Raw genomic sequence first — 19,273 nt, 5'->3', positions numbered from 1 at the left:
ATCAATAATTATAACTTAGTTATTTATCCAATTTGCAGCAAAAATCGCATTTAATGCAGCTGTTTCGGTTCTCAGGCGTTGATTTCCAAGCGAAATTCCCGTGAAGCCATTTTGTAGGGCAAGTTCAATTTCTTCTTTTGAAAAATCCCCTTCGGGGCCGATTAAAATCAGATAGTCCTTTTGAGGATGAATGAGTTCCTTGAAATTCACTCGGGTAAAATCTTCATCACAATGCGCTATGAGTTTGTTTTCTGGATGATTTTCTTTGACAAAATCATTGAATTTTACCAAATCGTTCAGTTGGGGAATGTAGGCTTTCAGGGATTGTTTGACGGCGGAAACAAGGATTTTCCGGCAACGGTCGAGGTTGATATTTTTTCTTTCGGAATGGAAAGTTTTCAGAAATGTAATTTCGTCAATGCCGATTTCGGAGGCTTTTTCCATAAAGAATTCCATTCTTTCCATGCTTTTGGTCGGGGCGATGGCGATATGGATTTTATAAGGTCTTTTTTCATGGTTTTCAATGATTTCATTCAAATCAATTTCAACGGATTTGGAGTTGATTTGAGAGACAATTCCTTTCCCCATTTTGCCTTTTCCGTCGGTGATTTGAATTTCTTGTCCGACTTTTCCGCGAAGAACTTTTGTGAAATGATGGCTTTCGTCGCCTATTATTTCAGCATAGTTTCCTTCGATATTTCCAATGAATAAATGCATCAAATGAGGTATTTAGCTACAGATTTTGAAGTGATTTCAGCAAATTCATTTTGTTCGAATTTCAACTGTCCGGCCATAGCAATCATCGCCGCATTGTCGGTTGTGTATTCAAATTTAGGAATGAAAACTTTCCAGTTTTTTTCGGTTTCCATTTGTTTCAAACGGTTTCGGATTTCTGAATTGGCCGAAACGCCACCGGCAATGGCTACTTGAGAAATGGCTGTTTTTTTTACAGCTAAGGTTAATTTCTCCATCAAAATATCGACGATTGTTTTCTGAATCGAAGCACAAAGATCGTTCAGATTTTCCTGTATGAAATTCGGATTTTTTTGGGTTTCTTTTTGGATGAAGTATAAAATCGCTGTTTTCAATCCGCTGAAACTGAAATTGAGTTCATCGACTTTTGGTTTTGAAAATTTGAATTTTTCAGGATTTCCTTCTTTTGCGAGTTTATCGATAATGGGTCCGGCCGGATAATCCAATCCGAGAATTTTTCCTGCTTTGTCAAAAGCTTCTCCTGCAGCATCGTCAATGGTTTCGCCTAGAACTTCCATTTCAAAATAATCTGAAACTTTTACAATCTGTGTGTGTCCGCCGCTTACGGTAAGGCAGAGAAAAGGAAATTCGGGAGAATTTTCGTTGGCATCTTCGATGAAATGCGCCAAAATATGTCCTTGCATATGGTTGATTTCAATGAGCGGAATGTTCAACGCCATACTCAGAGATTTGGCAAAACTGCTTCCCACCAAAAGCGAACCCATCAGCCCGGGGCCACGCGTAAAGGCGATGGCACTTAGTTGGTTGCGGTCAATTCCTGCTTGTTTAAGCGCTTCATTTACCACCGGAACGATGTTTTGCTGATGCGCCCGGGAAGCAAGTTCCGGCACAACACCGCCGTAGCTTTGGTGTATTTTTTGATTGGCTATGACATTGGAAAGAATTTTCCGGTTTTGGATGAGGGCTGCGGCCGTATCGTCACAAGAAGATTCGATTCCTAAAATGATGGGAAATGAACTCATTTTATCGTTCAGAATTAATTATTTAGAGTAATTTTGTTGCAAATATCGGAATTTTACGGTTTGAAAGCATTAAGAAGAATTGGTAGAATCATATTAATCCCCGTAATCGCGGTGCTTAGTCTTTTGCTTTCGGCCATGATTGCGATCCAAATTCCTGCTGTTCAAACCGAAATTGCCACTTATGTCGTCAATGAATTGAATGAAACTTTCCAAACAGAAATCAGTGTGGACAGGGTTCATATTGATTTTTTTGGTGATATCAATCTGAACGGTGTTCGTGCAAAAGATGATCATGGGACGCAGTTTGTGGATATTGAAAGATTACAGGCGAAACTCAGTCTGACCGGATTGATTATGGAGCCGAATCGGATTGCGATTCGGAAATTAAATTTATATAATCCTGAAGTTAAGGTAATTACGTATAAAAATGATTCCGTCAGTAACTTTATCTCATTGATTAATAAATTTTCCAAATCGGAAAAAGAAGAACCTTCTGATTTTAAATTAAGAGGAATTCTTAATGTGGTGGACGGTAAATTATTAATTCGAAATGAAAATCTGGAAGGTTATAAACAAGATTGGGTGGATGCAACTAATCTGAACATTGGGATTGAGAATTTTCGTTTGGAAAACAATGAAATCTGGGCCGATTTGAATTCGATGAATTTCATCGGAAAAAGAAACGGCGAAATTTATAATATCAAAAATTTATCGGGAAAAGTTCATTATTCCGATAAGGAAATCAGGGTGGAAAATATGGATTTGGAAACTTCAGATTCCCACCTGAACGGTCACGTGGTATTATCTTACGATTCAATGGAAGATATGAAAGACTTCCTGAACAAGGTGAATTGGGATATGGAGCTGAAAGATGATTCCAAAGTTAACTTCAAAGACATCCGCTATTTTGTTGAGAATTTCGACAAAAACTCATCGGTGGAAGTAAGAGGTAAAGTTTCGGGAACGCTCAATAATTTGCAGTTAAATGATTTTCAACTGTCGGGAGACGGCGCTTTTATTGCCGCCAATGAATTGCGTTTGCTTGATATGACCGATGGCGCCAACATCATCATCGATACGGAAGCTGTGAAAATAAAAACATCCTATCAGGGATTGCAGGCTTTGTTGCCGACTTTCATCGGAAATACAATTCCCGATTATCTCAACCGTTTCGGGACTATGAATTATTCGGGGAATTTCAATCTGGATCCGGCGCACATCAATTTGGACGGATATGCAATCACGGCTTTGGGTGATGCTGATATGAGAGTTCGGCTCGATGATTACCGTGGAACGCTGAAATACAAAGGAACTTTGATGGCCGATGATATCAACCTGAAACAGATTACAGAAGTTGCGGAACTTGGTTTTGTTTCCGGTCAGATTCAGTTTGACGGCGTTGGAACCGATATTAAAACGCTTCGCATTGATGCCGAAGGAAAGCTGGATTATTTGGATTTGATGGGGAAACGTTATCAGAATGTTGCAGTGGACGGACGTTTGGAAAGACAACAGTTTGCCGGTGTTTTATCGGTAAACGATCCGCAGATGATGGTCGATTACAACGGTATTTTTGATTTCTCCAAAAAGCCATACCGACTCGATTTTACTTCAAAAGTCAAGTATCTGAATCTGGATTATCTGGGCGTTACAAAAGATATGAATGCAAAATTACGTGCAGATATTGTGGGTGACTTTACTTTGACCAATCTCGATGATTTCATTGGAGAAATTCAGTTAAACAATCTTTATTTTACTTCTAAAAATGATACGTTGGAAGTGGCACAGGCGCATATCGCTTCCTCAAGAAACGGAGATGTACAAAATCTCGAAATCGACATTCCCGGTTATTTGCGAGGCGAAATTAACGGTCAATACCGTTTAAGTCAGTTGCCAGATGTGATTATGAATTCCATCGGTTCGACGACTTTGATGACGTATGAGCCGAAAAAAGTAGATCCGAATCAAAGTTTTAATTTCTTTTTTGAAGTCGAACAGGATTTATTTTCTATGTTCGATCAGAGAATTCAGGTTGCGCCAGGAACCATTCTGGACGGACAGGTAGATACAAATGCCAAGACTTTGATTGCTGAATTGTCCTCAACTGAAATCGGATATGATGGTATCAATATTTACAATCCGCTGATCAACATTGACACTTCCAAAGATTTGGAACAAATTTACCTGAGAAGTGATAGTCTGATGGCAAAAGGTGTAATGGTTTATCAGCTGAATGTTCATACAACGCCCATTCAGGATTCGCTTTTGGTCAAAACGGATTTTCACATCGGTAAGGAATTCCCGATGAAATTTGATCTGAATTTATTCCATACGACCGATGAAAATAAAAATCTGGTTTTTGGATTTTCGCCATCAACCATTCAAATTGATGAAAACAATTGGCATCTGAATCCAAATAACGATAAAAATTCCAATCGTGTAATCGTAAATTTCGACAAAAATTATTACGAATTACAGAATTTATTGCTTGAGTCAGAAGACCAGAAATTATTGCTCGATGGTTATTATGCCAGCAATACAGATTACAAATTAAATGCAGATTTGGAAGAACTTGTGTTGTCCAAAATTATTCCGAAAGGTCTATTAGGCAATCTGAAAATCGACGGAATCGCAAATGGAAATATTAATGTAGTTCGGACAAAAGATGAATTCAAACCGCTGATTGAACTGGATGTTTCGCAACTTGCGCTGAATGATTATGGTTTGGGTGATTTGGGTATGAATGCGGTTTACAATGTGAATCAAAACGTGTTTGATATAGAATTGTTTTTGAATCAGGAACAGGTTCAGGTTTTGTATGTAAACGGTTATATTGATAACAAACCCGATATGCCAGAGATCAATCTGGTAGCGAGTTTGGATGATTTGAATTTCAATTTTGTAGAAAGTTTCCTTTCGGCTGCGATGAGCAATTTGCGGGGAATGGTTTCGGGGAATATGCGATTTACCGGACCCATTGATTCTCCTGAATTCGAAGGAATGCTTGATCTGGCTAATCTCGGCTTTACCGTTGATTTCCTCAATGTTGATTATTCATTTGACGGAATCAATACCGTTCCGGTTTACAAAGCCAGTCAGGGACAGGGTTCGATAACACTTGATGAAGTGCGTTTCCGCGATACAAAATACAATACCAAGGGCGAAGTTTCCGGACAATTACTTTTCCGGGATTTTGCGAGCTGGTTCCTCAACTTGTCCTTTAATACCAATAATCTTTTGGTGATGAATACGTCTCCGGCACAGAACGATTTGTTTTATGGACGAGTTTTTGGGCAGGGCGCTTTCTCTTTATTCGGTCCTCCGGAACGGTTAGATATTTCAGCAACAGCGATCATCAATGAAGGTTCTGAATTTACTATTAATACAGGCGCAACCAAAATCGAAACCGGAAGTGATTTGGTTCGTTTCATTCCAGAAGGAGAAAAGGAAATTGATGACGGAACGCCAAAAGGAATGAACATTGACCTGGACATTACGGCTTTCCCGACTACCACGGTCAATCTGATTTTTGACCCTGTTTCGGGTGATATGGTCACGGCAAACGGATTTACAGAAAACCTTCAGTTCAACCTGAGCCGAACCGGAAATATGACGATGAATGGTGTTTATACACTCGATACGGGAATCTATAAACTGCGTCAGGTTTCTTTGCTGAACCGGGATTTTGAGATTCAGCCCGGTAGTTATGTGAGTTGGGATGGTGGAAGCGCATTAAACGCTACGATGAATATTAATGCAACTTATGAACGGACGGTTTCCAATGTTGGGGAATATCTCGGTGCAGGTTACAGCCAGTCTTATGACGTAGTCTTGGGTATTGAGATTTCGGAAACACTTGATGACCCACAGATGGATTTTACGGTCAATATTCCAAAAGCAGGTACAGACGTTCAGTCCATGATTGATTATAAATTTAACCTTGATCCCGATGAGAAAATGATTCAGTTTGGTGCGGTTTTATTGATCGGACAATTCATGACCAATACCGATGCGGTTCTTACAGCCGGAGCTACTTCTACAGGAGCCGGAATTGCCTTGAAACAATTGGGCGGAATCATTGACTCCATCATCGCCGGAAGTGGAGTAGCGGTGGATTTGGATTATGTGACGGGTTCAAATTTGAGTCAGACTTCAGATCGTTTCAAGACCGGTTTGCGTGTGGATTTAAGTCCGCGATGGACCATCAACGGAGCTTTGGGCGTAGCGGTCGGAAATACGACCGGATTTGATGATGCCACGACTGTAGAAACAGAAATCCAATGGGATGTTTCTAGAAATATGGACAAGAGCATGGTGGTGAATTTCTTCACGCGGCCTACCAATTTTGGGGTTCAGAATTTTGGCGGTGCAGGAAATTTCCAGAGTTATGGAGCCGGCGTTATTTATAAAACTTCGTTTGACAGAATTTCTGAAATTTTCAAAAAAGAAAGTAATATACAATCCATGGTTCTTCCTAATGTGAATTTTGATGACGACCCACCTTCATTGTTTGATTTGCCGCCGGCTGAAACCCAGGATTCAATCCGGGAAGAAAAAAAAGATTCGGTTCAGCAAAAAGAAGTTTCGCAGACAACTCCTAAAAAGCGTAAAAGCACAAATTCTCTGATCCGCTTCAAATAAAAAAAGTTTACTGCCGGGAAGCAATAAACTCACGCAAAACAAACAAAGTAATGAATCGAGATAACCCTGAATTCATAACCAAAACCAAATTTAAAATAAAGTCTTAATATTTTAAAATAATTCTCATAATTATTGTTTGTACTTTATAAATTCATTAATATTGTGCCTTTAAAATTATTAATTTAATAAAACTGATGCGGAATTATGAAGCATAATTACGAAATTGATGATATTGACAAAACGATTCTGATGTTTTTGATAGAAAATACCCGCATGCCATTTACTGAAATAGCTAAAAAAATGAATGTTTCGGCGGGAACCATTCATGTGAGAGTGAAAAAATTGGAAGATGCAGGAATTATCAAAGGAACTACACTTATTACAGATTACGATAAAATGGGTTATCAGTTCGTTGCTTATTTGGGATTGTTGCTTACAAAAACCAATAAGATTCAGAGTGTGATAGATGAATTGTATAAAATCCCGAACGTTACAGTAGCACACATAGTGGCGGGTAAATACAATATTTTCTGTAAAATCAGAGCACGCGATACCAATCATGCAAAAGAACTCATTTTTTTGATTGATCAGATAGAAGATGTACTGCGAACTGAATCCATGATTTCTTTGGAAGAAAGTTTTAATGATAAAAACCGCTTAATGCGCGCCATTTTTGAGTAAATTTGTGCTATGAAACGTTCCATTTGGTTTAACGGGCTGATTTGCCTGATGTTGATTTTAATCGGAGGAATTCTCTTCCGTGGTTACAGGATTTGGTCAACCAATGATTATTTGTTCAAAGAACATTTCAATTTAGGCGATGCGGTAATGCCGGAATGGTATCCGGGCGCAACACTTGGGCTTGGTATTCTGAGTTTAATCGGATTGATTTTGGTTTATTTCTACAAAAAAATAGGCGTTTATCTCACCATTTTGGGATTGTTTTTCTCCATCGTTATACAACCAGAATTCATGCCAGACGGAACACTTTATTCAATGTTTACACTTTTTGTGTTTATAGGTTATGGACTCGCGGTAATCATTCCGCACTGGAAAGAATTCAAATAAAACTTACACAAACAAAAAATCCTGAGTGAAAGCTCAGGATTTTTAGATTATAATCTTTTCAAAGTCCGATTAATGAAAGAATTCAGCCACGTATTTTTCAGCATCGAGTGCTGCCATGCAACCCGTTCCGGCTGCGGTAATCGCTTGCCGATACACATTGTCCTGAACATCGCCTGAAGCGAAAACGCCTGGCACATTTGTTTTGGTGGATTTAGCTTCGGTTATTAGATATCCGGTTTCGTCCATATCCAAAACTCCTTGAAATAATTCTGTATTGGGTTTATGTCCGATGGCAATAAAAACGCCGTCTACAGCCAATTCCGAAACTTCATTAGTCTGATTATTGATGATTTTGGCTTTTTCAACTGCTTTATCACCTTCCAGCCCAATCAGTTCGTGGTGAAACATCACGGTGATATTGGGCGTATTGAAAACTCTTTCCTGCATCACTTTGGAAGCACGTAATTCATCTCTACGTACCAAAAGATAGACTTGCGTACATAATTTTGCCAAATAAGTTGCCTCTTCGGCTGCCGTATCACCACCTCCTACAACCGCAACCGGGCGACCTTTGTAGAAAAATCCGTCACAAGTGGCACAAGCAGAAACGCCGCTTCCGGCAAATTTGGTTTCGTCTTCCAATCCCAGATATTTCGCGGTTGCACCGGTAGAAATAATCACAGAACGCGTCTGAATTTCCTGTCCGGAACTGGAAATCACGGTATGCAATTGTCCCGGTTCTTTTGCAAGTTTTACTTCGGTAATGTATTCGTAGTGAATTTGCGTTCCGAATCGTTCGGCTTGCTTTTGCAGGTCGTCCATCATTTCGGGACCTGTAATTCCGGTTGGATAACCCGGGAAATTTTCAACGTCGGTTGTCGTGGTCAATTGTCCGCCGGGTTGCATTCCGGTAAACATCACCGGATTCATATTGGCACGCGCTGCATAAATAGCAGCAGTATAACCCGCAGGACCCGAACCGATGATGACTGTATCTTTGATTGTTTCACTCATGATTTTCTGTGTTTAGGGCACAAATTTAGAATTCTTTTCAGGAATTAATCAGTAATTCTGATTTGATTTATTAATAAAGAAATAAACAAACCGAATTACATATACTGCGTTGCCGGCTTATTTTTAAATCGGATGATGCGCATTTTGTCCATCAGCCAGATGAATGGATACAAGGGGTCAAATTCATACCATTTCACGGCGAAATTAGGTCGTCCACCGAATTTATGGTGATTGTTATGAAGACTTTCGCCCCACATCAGCAGATCCACCGGAAATAAATTATGTGAAGTATCTTTTACATTAAAATTTCTATAGCCGTATTTGTGCGAATACCAATTCACAATCACACCGTGAACAGGTGACATCAACACCATAATAGGAACCAAGAAATACAACCACCAGGGAGCGTCCAATAAAACAAAAATTAGAACATAAATAGCAACCCAAACCAAGCGTGTAATTCTTGATTCGGCAAAACGATCAAATTTTCTCCATTTAGGAACTCCTTTTTTGAATTTCTCGCCTACAACGGCAATTTCTTGGTCAATCTCCATATAAACCCGTCGGGTTCTCCACATCATCGCAAATAAATCTTTGTCAATGACAGGCGAGTGGGGGTCATCTTCCGTATCGGCAAAAGCATGATGAAGACGGTGCATAACACCGTATGCATACGGACTTAGATAGGAAGAGCCCTGGGTAATGAACGAACCAATGTGGAAAGTTTTTTCCCAAAAATTGGACATGGTAAACATGCCATGAGCGGCATAGCGGTGGTGAAACATCGATTGGAAGAAAAGCGATGCATACCAGTGAACAACAAATAAAATCAGAATAATAAGAACCGTTGTTTGCATTAGGATTTTTGAATTTTCACAAATATAAATGATAAATTTCTTTTTAAAACTAATGAAAGTCAGCCAATGGGTTTATATTTGAAGGATTAACAAAAGTTTATGACACGCGAAGTTTTCAATAAAATTCTTTGGTTTAAGCTTCCGATTGCTAAAATCGCCGGCCTTAAATTGCATCATTTCGATGGAAACAAAGCCCAGATTTCGGTTAAATATGGCTGGCTAAACCAAAACCCTTTCAAAAGTATGTTTTGGGCAGTGCAAGGAATGGCTGCCGAATTGTCAACCGGGATTTTATGCATCGATAAAATCCAAAAATCTGGACAGAAAATTTCCATGCTGGTCGTAGGACTGGAAGCTAATTTCACCAAAAAAGCAGTCGGGAAAATTATTTTCACTTGTGATCAAGGCGAAGAATTGGACGCCGTTTTGCAAAAAGCCATCGAAACAGGCGAGGGGCAAACCCTGAAAATGCGAAGCATCGGTTTAGATGAAAAAGGCGACCAAGTGGCTGAATTCTTTTTTACCTGGAGTTTTAAAGCTAAGAATTAAAAAATAAAAGAGGTATTAATTTTCAATACCTCTTTTTCGATTTTACAAAACCCTCGCTCCCTTCACTTTCTGCTTCAGCAAAGCGATTTTTAGTACCTCCATCATGTCGGTTACATAATGGAACTTCAGTCCTTTGATGTATTCCGCTTTGATTTCGGCAATGTCTTTTCGGTTTTCTTCGCTCAGAATGATCTCTTTGATATTGGCGCGTTTGGCCGCCAGAATTTTTTCCTTGATTCCGCCGACACCCAAAACTTTTCCACGCAAGGTAATCTCACCTGTCATGGCTAAATTGGCTCTGACTTTTCTTTGTGTAAACGAAGAAACAATGGAAGTCAGCATGGTGATTCCGGCAGAAGGACCGTCCTTTGGCGTGGCACCTTCCGGAACGTGGATGTGAAGATTGTATTTATCAAAAACTTCTTCCTTCAGATCCAATTCTTTTGCGTGTGCTTTTATAAATTCCAAAGCAATTCGAGCCGATTCCTTCATCACATTTCCAAGGTTTCCGGTGATGGAAAGTGTACCTTTTCCTTTGGATAAAATCGATTCGATGAACAAAATGTCACCACCGACTCTCGTCCAGGCCAATCCCGTTACCACACCCGGAACTTCGTTGTTTTCGTATTTATCGTTAATTCTTCCCGGGCCTAAAACCTCACGAATGGATTCTTGTGTAATTTTGCTTTCGAATTCCTCTTCCATAGCCACTTTTTTGGCAATGCTCCGAACGAGTTTGGCTATTTGTTGTTCCAGATTTCTCACCCCCGATTCGCGGGTATAAGTTTCCACTAAAAACTCCAAATCTTTTTTCGTAATCGAAATATGGTTTTTCTGAAGTCCGTGTTCGGTTAATTGTTTAGGCAATAAGAATTTATGGGCGATTTCAACTTTTTCTTCAATCGTATATCCGGCGATATTGATCATTTCCATCCGGTCGCGAAGCGGTGCCGGAATATCGGAAATATTATTGGCCGTGGCGATGAAAAATACTTTGGATAAATCATAGCCTTGCTCCAGGTAATTATCGTAAAACGAATTATTTTGCTCAGGATCAAGCACTTCTAACATGGCCGAAGATGGATCGCCGTGATTACTTCTTCCCATTTTATCAATTTCATCCAAAATGAAAACCGGATTGGAACTTCCCGCTTTTTTGATGGATTGTAAAATCCTTCCGGGCATTGCACCAATGTAGGTTTTTCTATGTCCACGGATTTCGGATTCATCGTGTAATCCTCCCAAAGACATTCGGATGTATTTTCTTCCCAGCGCTTCTGCCACCGATTTTCCAAGCGAAGTTTTTCCCACGCCCGGAGGTCCATAAAGACAGATAATGGGCGATTTCATATCGCCTTTTAATTTTAGTACCGCGAGGTATTCGATGATTCTTTCTTTGATATCTTCCAATCCGAAATGGTCACGATCCAGTATCTTTTGCGCCTTTTTTAGATTGAAATCATCTTTTGTGTATTCGTTCCAAGGCAAATCCAGCATAAATTCTAAATAATTTCGTTGAATGCTGTGTTCGGGCATTTGGGGATTTAAGCGCATCATGCGATTGATTTCCTTGTCAAAATGCTGACGGGTTTCTTCGTCCCAATTTTTGGATTTTGCTCGTTCGCGCATTTCTTCCATTTCGGTTTCGTTTGAAACGCCACCCAGTTCTTCCTGAATGGTTTTCATCTGTTGGTGAAGGAAGTATTCGCGTTGTTGTTGGTCCAAATCTTGTCGGACTTTGGATTGGATATTATTTTTTAATTCTAATTTCTGAAGTTCAATTCCCATCAGGCGTAAAACATCGGTCGCACGATCTTTCAGGTTGTCAAACTCCAATAATCTTTGTTTTTCTTGAATGGTCAGATTTAAATTGGAACAAACAAAATTGATCAGAAAAGAAGAACTTTCAATGTTGCTGATGGCAAGACTTGCTTCGGACGGAAGGGCAGGATTGATTTCAACAATCTGCAAAGCCATGTCTTTTACAGACTCAATCGTGGCCTGATATTCCTTATTTTTTCCACCCGGTTTTTTTTCTTCAATTGTCTGAATGGTCGCTTTGAAATAAGGTTCGATCTGAACCATTTCTATCCATTTAAAACGTTTAATTCCCTGAAGGATAACAGTTGTGTTTCCGTCGGGCATTTTGAGCATTTTCAGGATTCGTGCTACGGTTCCGATTTCGTGAATATCCTTGGGCTCCGGCACATCTATTTTTGCGTTTCGTTGGGAAACGACTCCTACAATTCGGTTTTCTTTATAAGCATCTTCCAATAATTTGATGGATTGATTTCGTCCGGCAGTGATGGGAATTACCACACCCGGAAAAAGCACGGTATTTTTCAGTGATAAAATCGGAAGAACTTCGGGAATGGGTTGTTTTTTGAATTTTTTTTCGTCTTCCTCGTTCATCAAAGGAATTAATTCAATTTCTTCGCCCATAATTTGGTCAAATGACAAGTTGTCTATATTCATGTTTAGTTTTTCTGTAATTCTGTCAGCAAAATGCTTTTACTCCGATTTCCTTATTCAAATTTAATCATTTGAGAATAAATAAATTATGGGGAAATCAGGCTTTAAGCTTATTTGTCTGAAATCTGTTCATCATTATTAGTCAAAGGATATGCCAATAGCGCCTAGCGAAATTTGAACTTAATCATCTGACTTCTTAAACTTCCACTAAACTTTTCTACCTTTGCCTTTATGGAAGAATTTGTGGTTTTGATCAATGAAAAGGACGAGCAGATCGGTCTGATGGAAAAACAACAGGCGCATGTAGCAGGATTGTTGCATCGTGCTTTTTCGGTTTTTGTATTCAATTCAAAAGGCGAAGTTTTGCTTCAGCAACGTGCGCATGATAAATACCATTCGCCGGGTTTGTGGACCAATACTTGTTGCAGTCATCCGCGTGATGGAGAAACCTACGAACAAGCTGCACATCGTCGATTGGTGGAGGAAATGGGCTTTGATTGTGAGATTGAACCGAAGTTTCATTTCATTTACAAAGCACAACTTGGAGAGCAATTGTTTGAGCACGAACTCGATCATGTTTTTACCGGATTTTATGAAGGCGAAATCAAGATAAATCCTGAAGAAGTAGCGGATTATAAATGGATTTCAATGGAAGACCTGATTGCCGATATAAATGAAAATCCTGAAAAATATACCGTTTGGTTCCGCATCATTTTTGATGAATATGTAGCAAAACTTGAGTATGCAGGTAACGATTAGCAGAAAGGCACACTTCAATGCGGCGCATCGATTGTTCAATCCCAATTGGAGTGACGAAAAAAACTTTGAGATTTTTGGGAAATGTTCCAATCCGAACTTTCATGGTCATAACTACGAACTCATCGTCAGCATAACCGGAGAAATCAATCCTGAAACGGGTTTTGTGATGAATTTGGATGAATTGAAACAAATTATTCAGGAACAAGTGGATGATTATCTGGATCACAAAAATCTAAATCTGGAGATTCCTGAATTTAAAAATCTAAATCCTACGGTAGAAAATATTTCGGTGGTCATCTGGAACCGAATTCGTGAAAAATTAGATGCTAATTTAAAACTGAAAATTACCCTTTTTGAAACGCCAAGGAATTTTGTGGAGTATTCGGGAAGTTAATAAAGAACCTTGTCAAGGTTAATCACTGTAACGAAAATAACTTTGACAAGGTTGTTAAGAATTCAACTTAATTCTTCTTCGTTTCGCTTTTGATGCGTTTGTAGTTGTCTTTGTAATTCTGGATGGATTTCGTAACAATTTCTTTTGCGATTTCTGCATTTTGGAATTCTTCTACGATTACCACTTTGTTTTCCAGCTTTTTATAATCTTCAAAGAAATTCTGCAATTCCACCGTCAAATGGGGTGGTAGTTCGGAAACATCGTTTATGTGATTGACACTCATGTCATTGCTGGCGACAGCGATGATTTTATCGTCGCCTTCGCCGTTGTCAATCATGCGCAACACACCGATTACTTTTGCTTCGATGATACAAAGCGGATCCACGGCGATTTGACAAATCACAATGATGTCCAGCGGGTCATTGTCGTCACCCAGAGTTTGGGGAATGAATCCATAGTTATGCGGATAAGAAACTGAGGAAAAAAGCACACGATCTAGACGTAAAAGTCCAGAAGCTTTATCCAATTCATATTTTGCTTTACTTCCTTGCGGAATTTCAATAATGGCTTCAACGGTGTCGGGTTGTTTTTCGCCTACCGATACATGGTGCCAGGGATTAAATTTCATTTTAAATTATTTTAGTTAAGGTTAATCCTCCGTAAACTGCCAGTAGTCCCAAAAGGAAACTCCCAGCCGAATAAAGAAAAAAACCGATGTAATTTTGATTATTAAGCATCGATAAATTCTCGTATGCAAATGTGGAAAAAGTGGTAAATCCGCCACAGAAACCGATGGTCAGAAAAATTCTTAATTCTTCATTCATCCATTCGGATTTTTCCGCTAAACCAAAGAAAATCCCAATGAGCAGACAGCCTAAAACATTGACGATAAATGTGCTGTATGGAAAATTCAGTGGTAAAATTCTGGAAAAGCCCAAACCCATTCCGTAACGGGCAATGCTCCCGAGAAATCCACCCAATCCGACCAATAAAATCATCCTACCCATATTGAATTTTTAGGTTAAACAGAGCAGGAGTCATCAGCCAGAGGCGGTTTTGAATTCAGGGAAGACCCCATTTCCCGCTGCAAAGATAAGTCAATCCGTACTTATAAATCACCGATTTTTATCAGTTTTTCTGAAGCAGCCATTCCGTTTGGGTTGCAACCGGGTTGTCCTTCGGGGATTTCCATTCCCAAATTTTCGTAAAATTCAATCCAGCCGGGATTGAATTCTGTTTCTCCCGGATTTTTAAAAGTCATCGGGTTCATTTCAAATATAGAGTCTTTGGCAAAAGAATGGTAAACAAAATCAGAGCAATAATAAGCGGTATCGCTTAAAACATAGGAGAAATTATAGGGTTTGCCAAGCATGGTTTTAGCGGTTTCAATGGCATTATCAAAATCGGGCTGAAATTTTGGTTTGATACGGTAAACTTCGATTTGAGAACCGTCTTTTTTCTGATTTCGGATGAATTCTCTGAGCGGAATTCGTTCGGAACCGTTTTCCGGAGCGGCGTGTAAAACCCAGAATTCTTTTCCTGATTTTTCGAGAAGTGCAATGTGAGAAAAGTTTGTTTGTTTATCGGTCTGGGTTACTTCGTCAATCGCCTTGGAGAGATTACCCGATGAGTTTCCCACAAATAATAAATCACCGTTTCTCAGATCGGGATGATTGATGGTTTGGCAGGAAATAATCAGTAAAAAAGAGAAAATCAGAAATTTTTTCATACTACAAATATAGTCAGATTTGAGGTCTTTCCATCAAAAACAGGTATGCTTAAAACCATAATTTCCCTGTAAAAACTAAGGATTTTTCCTGTTTTTTTTAATATATTTCAGCTTAAATAGTTGATTTTCATTCAGATAAACAAATGTCATGCAATTATATTTTTTGTTAGATTCTGATTATTCCGTTATTTTAGCACCTTACAATCTTAAAAAACTTTAGAAAAAATGAAAATTATTAAACTTCTTGTACCGGTACTTATGGTATCAGCTTTGATTTCTTGCAGCCATCAGGCAGAATCTACTCAACCTGATGTAAACCCTCCTAAAACATTGATTTCCTATGAGAAGGCGTTTGAACAGTTGGACAATTACAGGAACGCTCATCCGGGAGTGAATGGTGATCAGTACGCGCTGAGGACTTGGATTTCAATTGAAGATCTTGAGAATTATATCGCTTATGCAAAAGCTGAAGGAAAAAAGAATAATATTTCTGTAAACGGAATTGATTTCATTTTTACGCAGTATAAAGAAGGGAAACCAAATATGCCAAACGAGTCCAACAAGGATTACGAGCTGACTTTTATGTATGCTCCAACTTATCGAGATACTGTAAACAATAAAAATGAGGCTTTTGACCCGATGAACTCCAAGCCGAATGAACCTCGTAAACTCAGTGTGGTATTTGCTGAGCCTGAGTTGACAGATTCAACTGCTGTTGCGTCAAAATCTGAAGCATCTTCAGATTCGTCCAATAAAGGACCGAGCGGGATAGCAAATAATAGTCAAAGTTGTCCAAACATTTGTCCATAATAATTCATTGACCTATTATTTATTCCTGACATTTCATGGAAATCCTTTTAAAAAGTGGTGTTTATATCCAATTGGTAACTTTCATTATCTCTTTGATATTTTTTAATAAGTATAAGCATACACCTATGAAAAGGCTGCCCTATTTTTACGGGCTTGTTGCCTTTGTTGAAATTTTTTGTATGAATTTCTATAAAATCGGAAATGTCTGGCTGTATAATATTTTGTTGCTGGTTCAAATCAACTATTTCGGTTATATTTTTTATCAGTACATAGAAGGAATAAACAAAAAGATAACTTTAGGTCTGGTCATTTTATTTAATATAATTTATTTTGGTACTTATTTGTTTGGTATAAATAATTTTATCACTGAATCTGCTCCTTACAGTTATGTGGCAGGTGTTATCCTGTTGATAATCATTTTGATCATGATGTTCAATCATATGCTGAAAATTGAAAACTATGTAGGACTGACACAAAATTTTTTATTTTGGCTGTGTTTCAGTTTGATATTTTTTCATGCGACATCTCTTCCTTTATTTTCCATAACGAGATGGAGCGATATTTTTGGAGATTTTAAAACCGGCGCTTTACGGTTATTATTTTTTTCCATCATTTTTTCCCACTTAATATTAATTTTCGGATTTATATGGAGCAAAAAGAAATATACTTACTGATTACATCTGTTTCAGTAACATTTTTGGTATTTAGTATTTCACTTATTGCCCTGTTTTTATTGTACCATAAACGAAAAGATTATTACCAAAAAGAAATTACCAAAACAAAAATTGAAATAGCCGAGCAAACATTGAGAAATATTTCCTGGGAGATCCATGATAACATTGGACAAATTCTTTCCACATTGAATTTATACAGCTATAAAGTGCAGGAAGAAGCACCGGTGGAATTGAAACCCAAAGTAAACGAACTCCAGGATCTCATTCAAACCGCTATAACAGAGGTGAGGAGTCTTTCCAAAGCTTTGAATACTGAATATATTAAAAACGTAGGACTGATAAAATCGTTGGAATTAGAATTGGCTCGTTTTGAGCGTTTAAAATTTATGGATACCCAGCTGACGGTTGATGGAACGCCTTTCATCATCCCGGACGATAAGGAATTGGTACTATTGCGCATCATCCAGGAATTCTTTTCCAATTCTCTCAAACACGCTCGAGCCACAAAAATGGAAATAGCTTTTATTTTCAATGGACGTGATTTGACCATCACTGTAAAAGACAATGGAGTGGGCTATGATAGTACGGCGGTGTTGGGAACCGGTATAATAAATATGCGAAATAGAGCCAAACTTATCGGAGCTTTTATTAACTTAGACTCAGAAATTAACAAAGGAACCCGACTCGAAATCACATACCGTAAAAAAACTACTGACAATGTCGCATAAAATCGTAATAGTGGATGATCATTATCTTTTTACAAAAGCTCTGGAAGATATGGTCAACAATTTTGAAGGATATGAAGTACTCTTCTGTGCTGAAAACGGTAAAGACTTTATCGACAAATTTTCAAAACAGAAAATTAAATCAGAAATCGTTTTACTCGATTTGAATATGCCACTAATGAACGGATTTGAAACCCTCGCATGGATCAGATCAAAGCAACCCGATTTAAAAGTCCTCATTCTTTCCATGAATGATGAAGAAAGCAATATCATTCAGGCGGTAAGAAACGGAGCCAATGGTTATTTGCTGAAAAATACAACACCTGGCGATTTGAAATTTGCTTTGGATCATGTACTTTCCAACGGTTTTTATCACAATGATGTGGTAAGTTCTGCTTTGCTGAACAGTGTAAATGCAAAGCCACAAAAACCTCATGAAGCACTTAAAGATCAGGAAATACGTTTCTTGAAGCTCGTTTGCACCGAAATGACCTACAAAGAAATCGCAGAAGAAATGTCGCTAAGTCCTAAAACAATTGACGGATACCGTCAGGTTTTGTTTGATAAACTCAATATAAAAAGTAGAGTAGGACTTGTTCTTTATGCCATGCACCAGAAAATTGTAGACTGATTTAAATCGCAAAATATCTTCGCTTATTTTAATACATTTGTAATTATCCATTTAAAACAGATTACAAATGAAAGTTACAGCCTTTAATCAGATTCATAAAGACTTAGGAGCCAAAATGGTTCCATTTGCCGGATTTGAAATGCCGGTTCAATACAAAGGAGTCAACCACGAACATATGATCGTGAGGGAAGGGGTCGGCGTTTTTGATGTCAGCCACATGGGACAGTTTTTTGCAAAAGGCCCTGAAGTTGAAAGTTTATTACAATATATCGGTACAAACGATGTGTCAAAAGTGTCCATAGGACAGGCTCAATATACTTGTATGCCCAACGAAAAAGGCGGAATCATTGATGACCTTATCATTTATAAAATTTCAAATGATGAATGGATGCTTGTGGTAAATGCATCAAATATCGACAAAGACTGGGATTGGATAAATAAACAAAATAAATGGAATGTGCAGTTGGAAAACCGTTCAGACCAAATGTCACTACTTGCTATTCAAGGGCCAAAAGCGATCGAAGCTATGCAATCCTTGACTGATGTGAACCTTTCAGAAATTCCTTTTTATCACTTCGAAATCGCAACATTTGCCGGAATTGAAAACGTGATAATTTCAGCTACCGGTTATACAGGTTCGGGTGGATTTGAAATTTATTTCAAAAATGAAGCTGCTCAAAGTATGTGGGAAAAAGTAATGGAGGCCGGAAAAGATTTCGGCATTGAACCTTGTGGACTAGCATCGCGTGATACACTCAGACTTGAAAAAGGATACTGTCTGTATGGAAATGATATCAGCGATGAAACTTCACCACTTGAGGCCGGATTAGGCTGGATTACCAAACTCGATACAGATTTCGTGGCAAGAGATATCATTGCTAAACAAAAGGAAGAAGGTGTTACCCGAAAATTAATCGGATTTAAAATGGTTGAGAAGGGAATCCCGCGTCAGGATTATAAAATAGTAGACGAATATGAAAACACGTTGGGAGTGGTAACATCCGGAACCATGTCGCCTATGCTCAAAGAAGGAATCGGACTGGGATATGTAAACATTGATTTCGCCAAAATCGGAACAAGTATTTACATTCAGATTCGGGATAAAAATGTTTTGGCCGAAGTGGTGAAAACACCTTTTGTCTGATCAGGATTTATAATTAAAATGTTTATAGTTCCTTTCGGTTTCGGAAGGAACTTTTTTTATGGTATGAAAT

General features: G+C 38.5%; 19 protein-coding genes and 1 riboswitch. Of the genes, 11 read left to right on the top strand and 8 right to left on the bottom strand.

From position 1 onward, the window contains the following. Positions 1 to 15: 15 nt before the first annotated feature. Both WBF63_RS00450 and tsaD read right to left on the bottom strand, forming a co-directional pair. Positions 16 to 717, bottom strand: coding sequence for a 16S rRNA (uracil(1498)-N(3))-methyltransferase (locus WBF63_RS00450; protein ID WP_424367717.1), 702 nt, complete (start codon positions 715 to 717; stop codon positions 16 to 18). After that, a complete protein-coding gene (tsaD, locus tag WBF63_RS00445; protein ID WP_424367716.1) occupies positions 717 to 1,736 on the bottom strand; it encodes a tRNA (adenosine(37)-N6)-threonylcarbamoyltransferase complex transferase subunit TsaD in 1,020 nt (339 codons plus the stop codon). The genes WBF63_RS00450 and tsaD overlap by 1 nt, the downstream gene beginning before the upstream one ends. A gap of 60 nt (positions 1,737 to 1,796) precedes the next feature. Here tsaD and WBF63_RS00440 point away from each other — a divergent pair, with 60 nt between their 5' ends. The 3 genes from WBF63_RS00440 (at position 1,797) to WBF63_RS00430 (ending at position 7,445) form a co-directional block, all read left to right on the top strand. Beyond that, a complete protein-coding gene (locus WBF63_RS00440) occupies positions 1,797 to 6,377 on the top strand; it encodes a translocation/assembly module TamB domain-containing protein (RefSeq protein WP_424367715.1) in 4,581 nt (1,526 codons plus the stop codon). A 204-nt stretch (positions 6,378 to 6,581) separates the two neighbouring features. Further along, positions 6,582 to 7,058, top strand: a complete 477-nt coding sequence (locus WBF63_RS00435; RefSeq protein WP_424367714.1) for an Lrp/AsnC family transcriptional regulator — start codon at positions 6,582 to 6,584, stop codon at positions 7,056 to 7,058. A 9-nt stretch (positions 7,059 to 7,067) separates the two neighbouring features. Further along, the gene (locus WBF63_RS00430) at positions 7,068 to 7,445 is read left to right on the top strand and encodes a hypothetical protein (protein WP_424367713.1); all 378 of its coding nucleotides are present in this window, start codon (positions 7,068 to 7,070) and stop codon (positions 7,443 to 7,445) included. 69 nt (positions 7,446 to 7,514) lie between these two features. On the opposite strand, the gene trxB is transcribed toward WBF63_RS00430, so the two are convergent. Next, positions 7,515 to 8,459, bottom strand: coding sequence for a thioredoxin-disulfide reductase (gene trxB, locus WBF63_RS00425; protein WP_424367712.1), 945 nt, complete (start codon positions 8,457 to 8,459; stop codon positions 7,515 to 7,517). A 95-nt stretch (positions 8,460 to 8,554) separates the two neighbouring features. After that, a complete protein-coding gene (locus tag WBF63_RS00420) occupies positions 8,555 to 9,316 on the bottom strand; it encodes an acyl-CoA desaturase (protein WP_424367711.1) in 762 nt (253 codons plus the stop codon). 99 nt (positions 9,317 to 9,415) lie between these two features. Here WBF63_RS00420 and WBF63_RS00415 point away from each other — a divergent pair, with 99 nt between their 5' ends. Further along, a complete protein-coding gene (locus WBF63_RS00415) occupies positions 9,416 to 9,865 on the top strand; it encodes a DUF4442 domain-containing protein (RefSeq protein WP_424367710.1) in 450 nt (149 codons plus the stop codon). A gap of 42 nt (positions 9,866 to 9,907) precedes the next feature. Here the strand turns inward: WBF63_RS00415 and lon are convergent, their stop codons facing one another. After that, complete coding sequence (gene lon, locus WBF63_RS00410; protein ID WP_424367709.1) at positions 9,908 to 12,340, bottom strand: endopeptidase La; 2,433 nt, start codon at positions 12,338 to 12,340, stop codon at positions 9,908 to 9,910. Between the two features lie 228 nt (positions 12,341 to 12,568). Here lon and idi point away from each other — a divergent pair, with 228 nt between their 5' ends. After that, positions 12,569 to 13,096, top strand: a complete 528-nt coding sequence (idi, locus tag WBF63_RS00405; protein WP_424367708.1) for an isopentenyl-diphosphate Delta-isomerase — start codon at positions 12,569 to 12,571, stop codon at positions 13,094 to 13,096. Next, entirely contained in the window at positions 13,080 to 13,490 is a 411-nt protein-coding gene (locus WBF63_RS00400; RefSeq protein WP_424367707.1) for a 6-pyruvoyl trahydropterin synthase family protein, read from the top strand. The genes idi and WBF63_RS00400 overlap by 17 nt, the downstream gene beginning before the upstream one ends. A 67-nt stretch (positions 13,491 to 13,557) precedes the next feature. On the opposite strand, the gene WBF63_RS00395 is transcribed toward WBF63_RS00400, so the two are convergent. From WBF63_RS00395 to WBF63_RS00385, 3 genes are all read right to left on the bottom strand, one after another. Beyond that, positions 13,558 to 14,118: an inorganic diphosphatase gene (locus tag WBF63_RS00395; protein WP_424367706.1), complete on the bottom strand. Its 561-nt coding sequence runs from the start codon at positions 14,116 to 14,118 to the stop codon at positions 13,558 to 13,560. Position 14,119: 1 nt separating this feature from the next. Further along, a complete protein-coding gene (crcB, locus tag WBF63_RS00390) occupies positions 14,120 to 14,488 on the bottom strand; it encodes a fluoride efflux transporter CrcB (protein WP_424367705.1) in 369 nt (122 codons plus the stop codon). 26 nt (positions 14,489 to 14,514) lie between these two features. Then, a riboswitch (Fluoride riboswitch) is annotated at positions 14,515 to 14,581 on the bottom strand. 17 nt (positions 14,582 to 14,598) lie between these two features. Then, positions 14,599 to 15,219 carry a YiiX/YebB-like N1pC/P60 family cysteine hydrolase gene (locus WBF63_RS00385; protein ID WP_424367704.1) on the bottom strand — a complete coding sequence of 207 codons (621 nt, stop codon included), beginning with the start codon at positions 15,217 to 15,219 and terminating at the stop codon, positions 14,599 to 14,601. 225 nt (positions 15,220 to 15,444) lie between these two features. On the opposite strand from WBF63_RS00385, the gene WBF63_RS00380 reads away from it, so the two are divergent. The 5 genes from WBF63_RS00380 (at position 15,445) to gcvT (ending at position 19,203) form a co-directional block, all read left to right on the top strand. Continuing rightward, a complete protein-coding gene (locus WBF63_RS00380) occupies positions 15,445 to 16,029 on the top strand; it encodes a hypothetical protein (RefSeq protein ID WP_424367703.1) in 585 nt (194 codons plus the stop codon). A 179-nt stretch (positions 16,030 to 16,208) separates the two neighbouring features. Continuing rightward, on the top strand, positions 16,209 to 16,703 hold the full coding sequence (locus WBF63_RS00375; RefSeq protein WP_424367702.1) for a hypothetical protein: 495 nt from the start codon (positions 16,209 to 16,211) through the stop codon (positions 16,701 to 16,703). Then, positions 16,676 to 17,431 (top strand): sensor histidine kinase, encoded by a 756-nt coding sequence (locus tag WBF63_RS00370; protein ID WP_424367701.1) that lies wholly within the window; start codon positions 16,676 to 16,678, stop codon positions 17,429 to 17,431. The genes WBF63_RS00375 and WBF63_RS00370 overlap by 28 nt, the downstream gene beginning before the upstream one ends. Further along, positions 17,421 to 18,059, top strand: coding sequence for a response regulator (locus tag WBF63_RS00365; protein WP_424367700.1), 639 nt, complete (start codon positions 17,421 to 17,423; stop codon positions 18,057 to 18,059). Before WBF63_RS00370 ends, WBF63_RS00365 begins: the two co-directional genes overlap by 11 nt. 67 nt (positions 18,060 to 18,126) lie before the next feature. Beyond that, positions 18,127 to 19,203, top strand: coding sequence for a glycine cleavage system aminomethyltransferase GcvT (gene gcvT / locus WBF63_RS00360; RefSeq protein ID WP_424367699.1), 1,077 nt, complete (start codon positions 18,127 to 18,129; stop codon positions 19,201 to 19,203). The last annotated feature ends 70 nt before the right edge of the window (positions 19,204 to 19,273 follow it).

It is taken from the genome of Moheibacter sp. (assembly GCF_049672845.1).
Taxonomy (GTDB): domain Bacteria; phylum Bacteroidota; class Bacteroidia; order Flavobacteriales; family Weeksellaceae; genus Moheibacter.
This window is presented reverse-complemented; position numbering and strand designations above follow the sequence as displayed.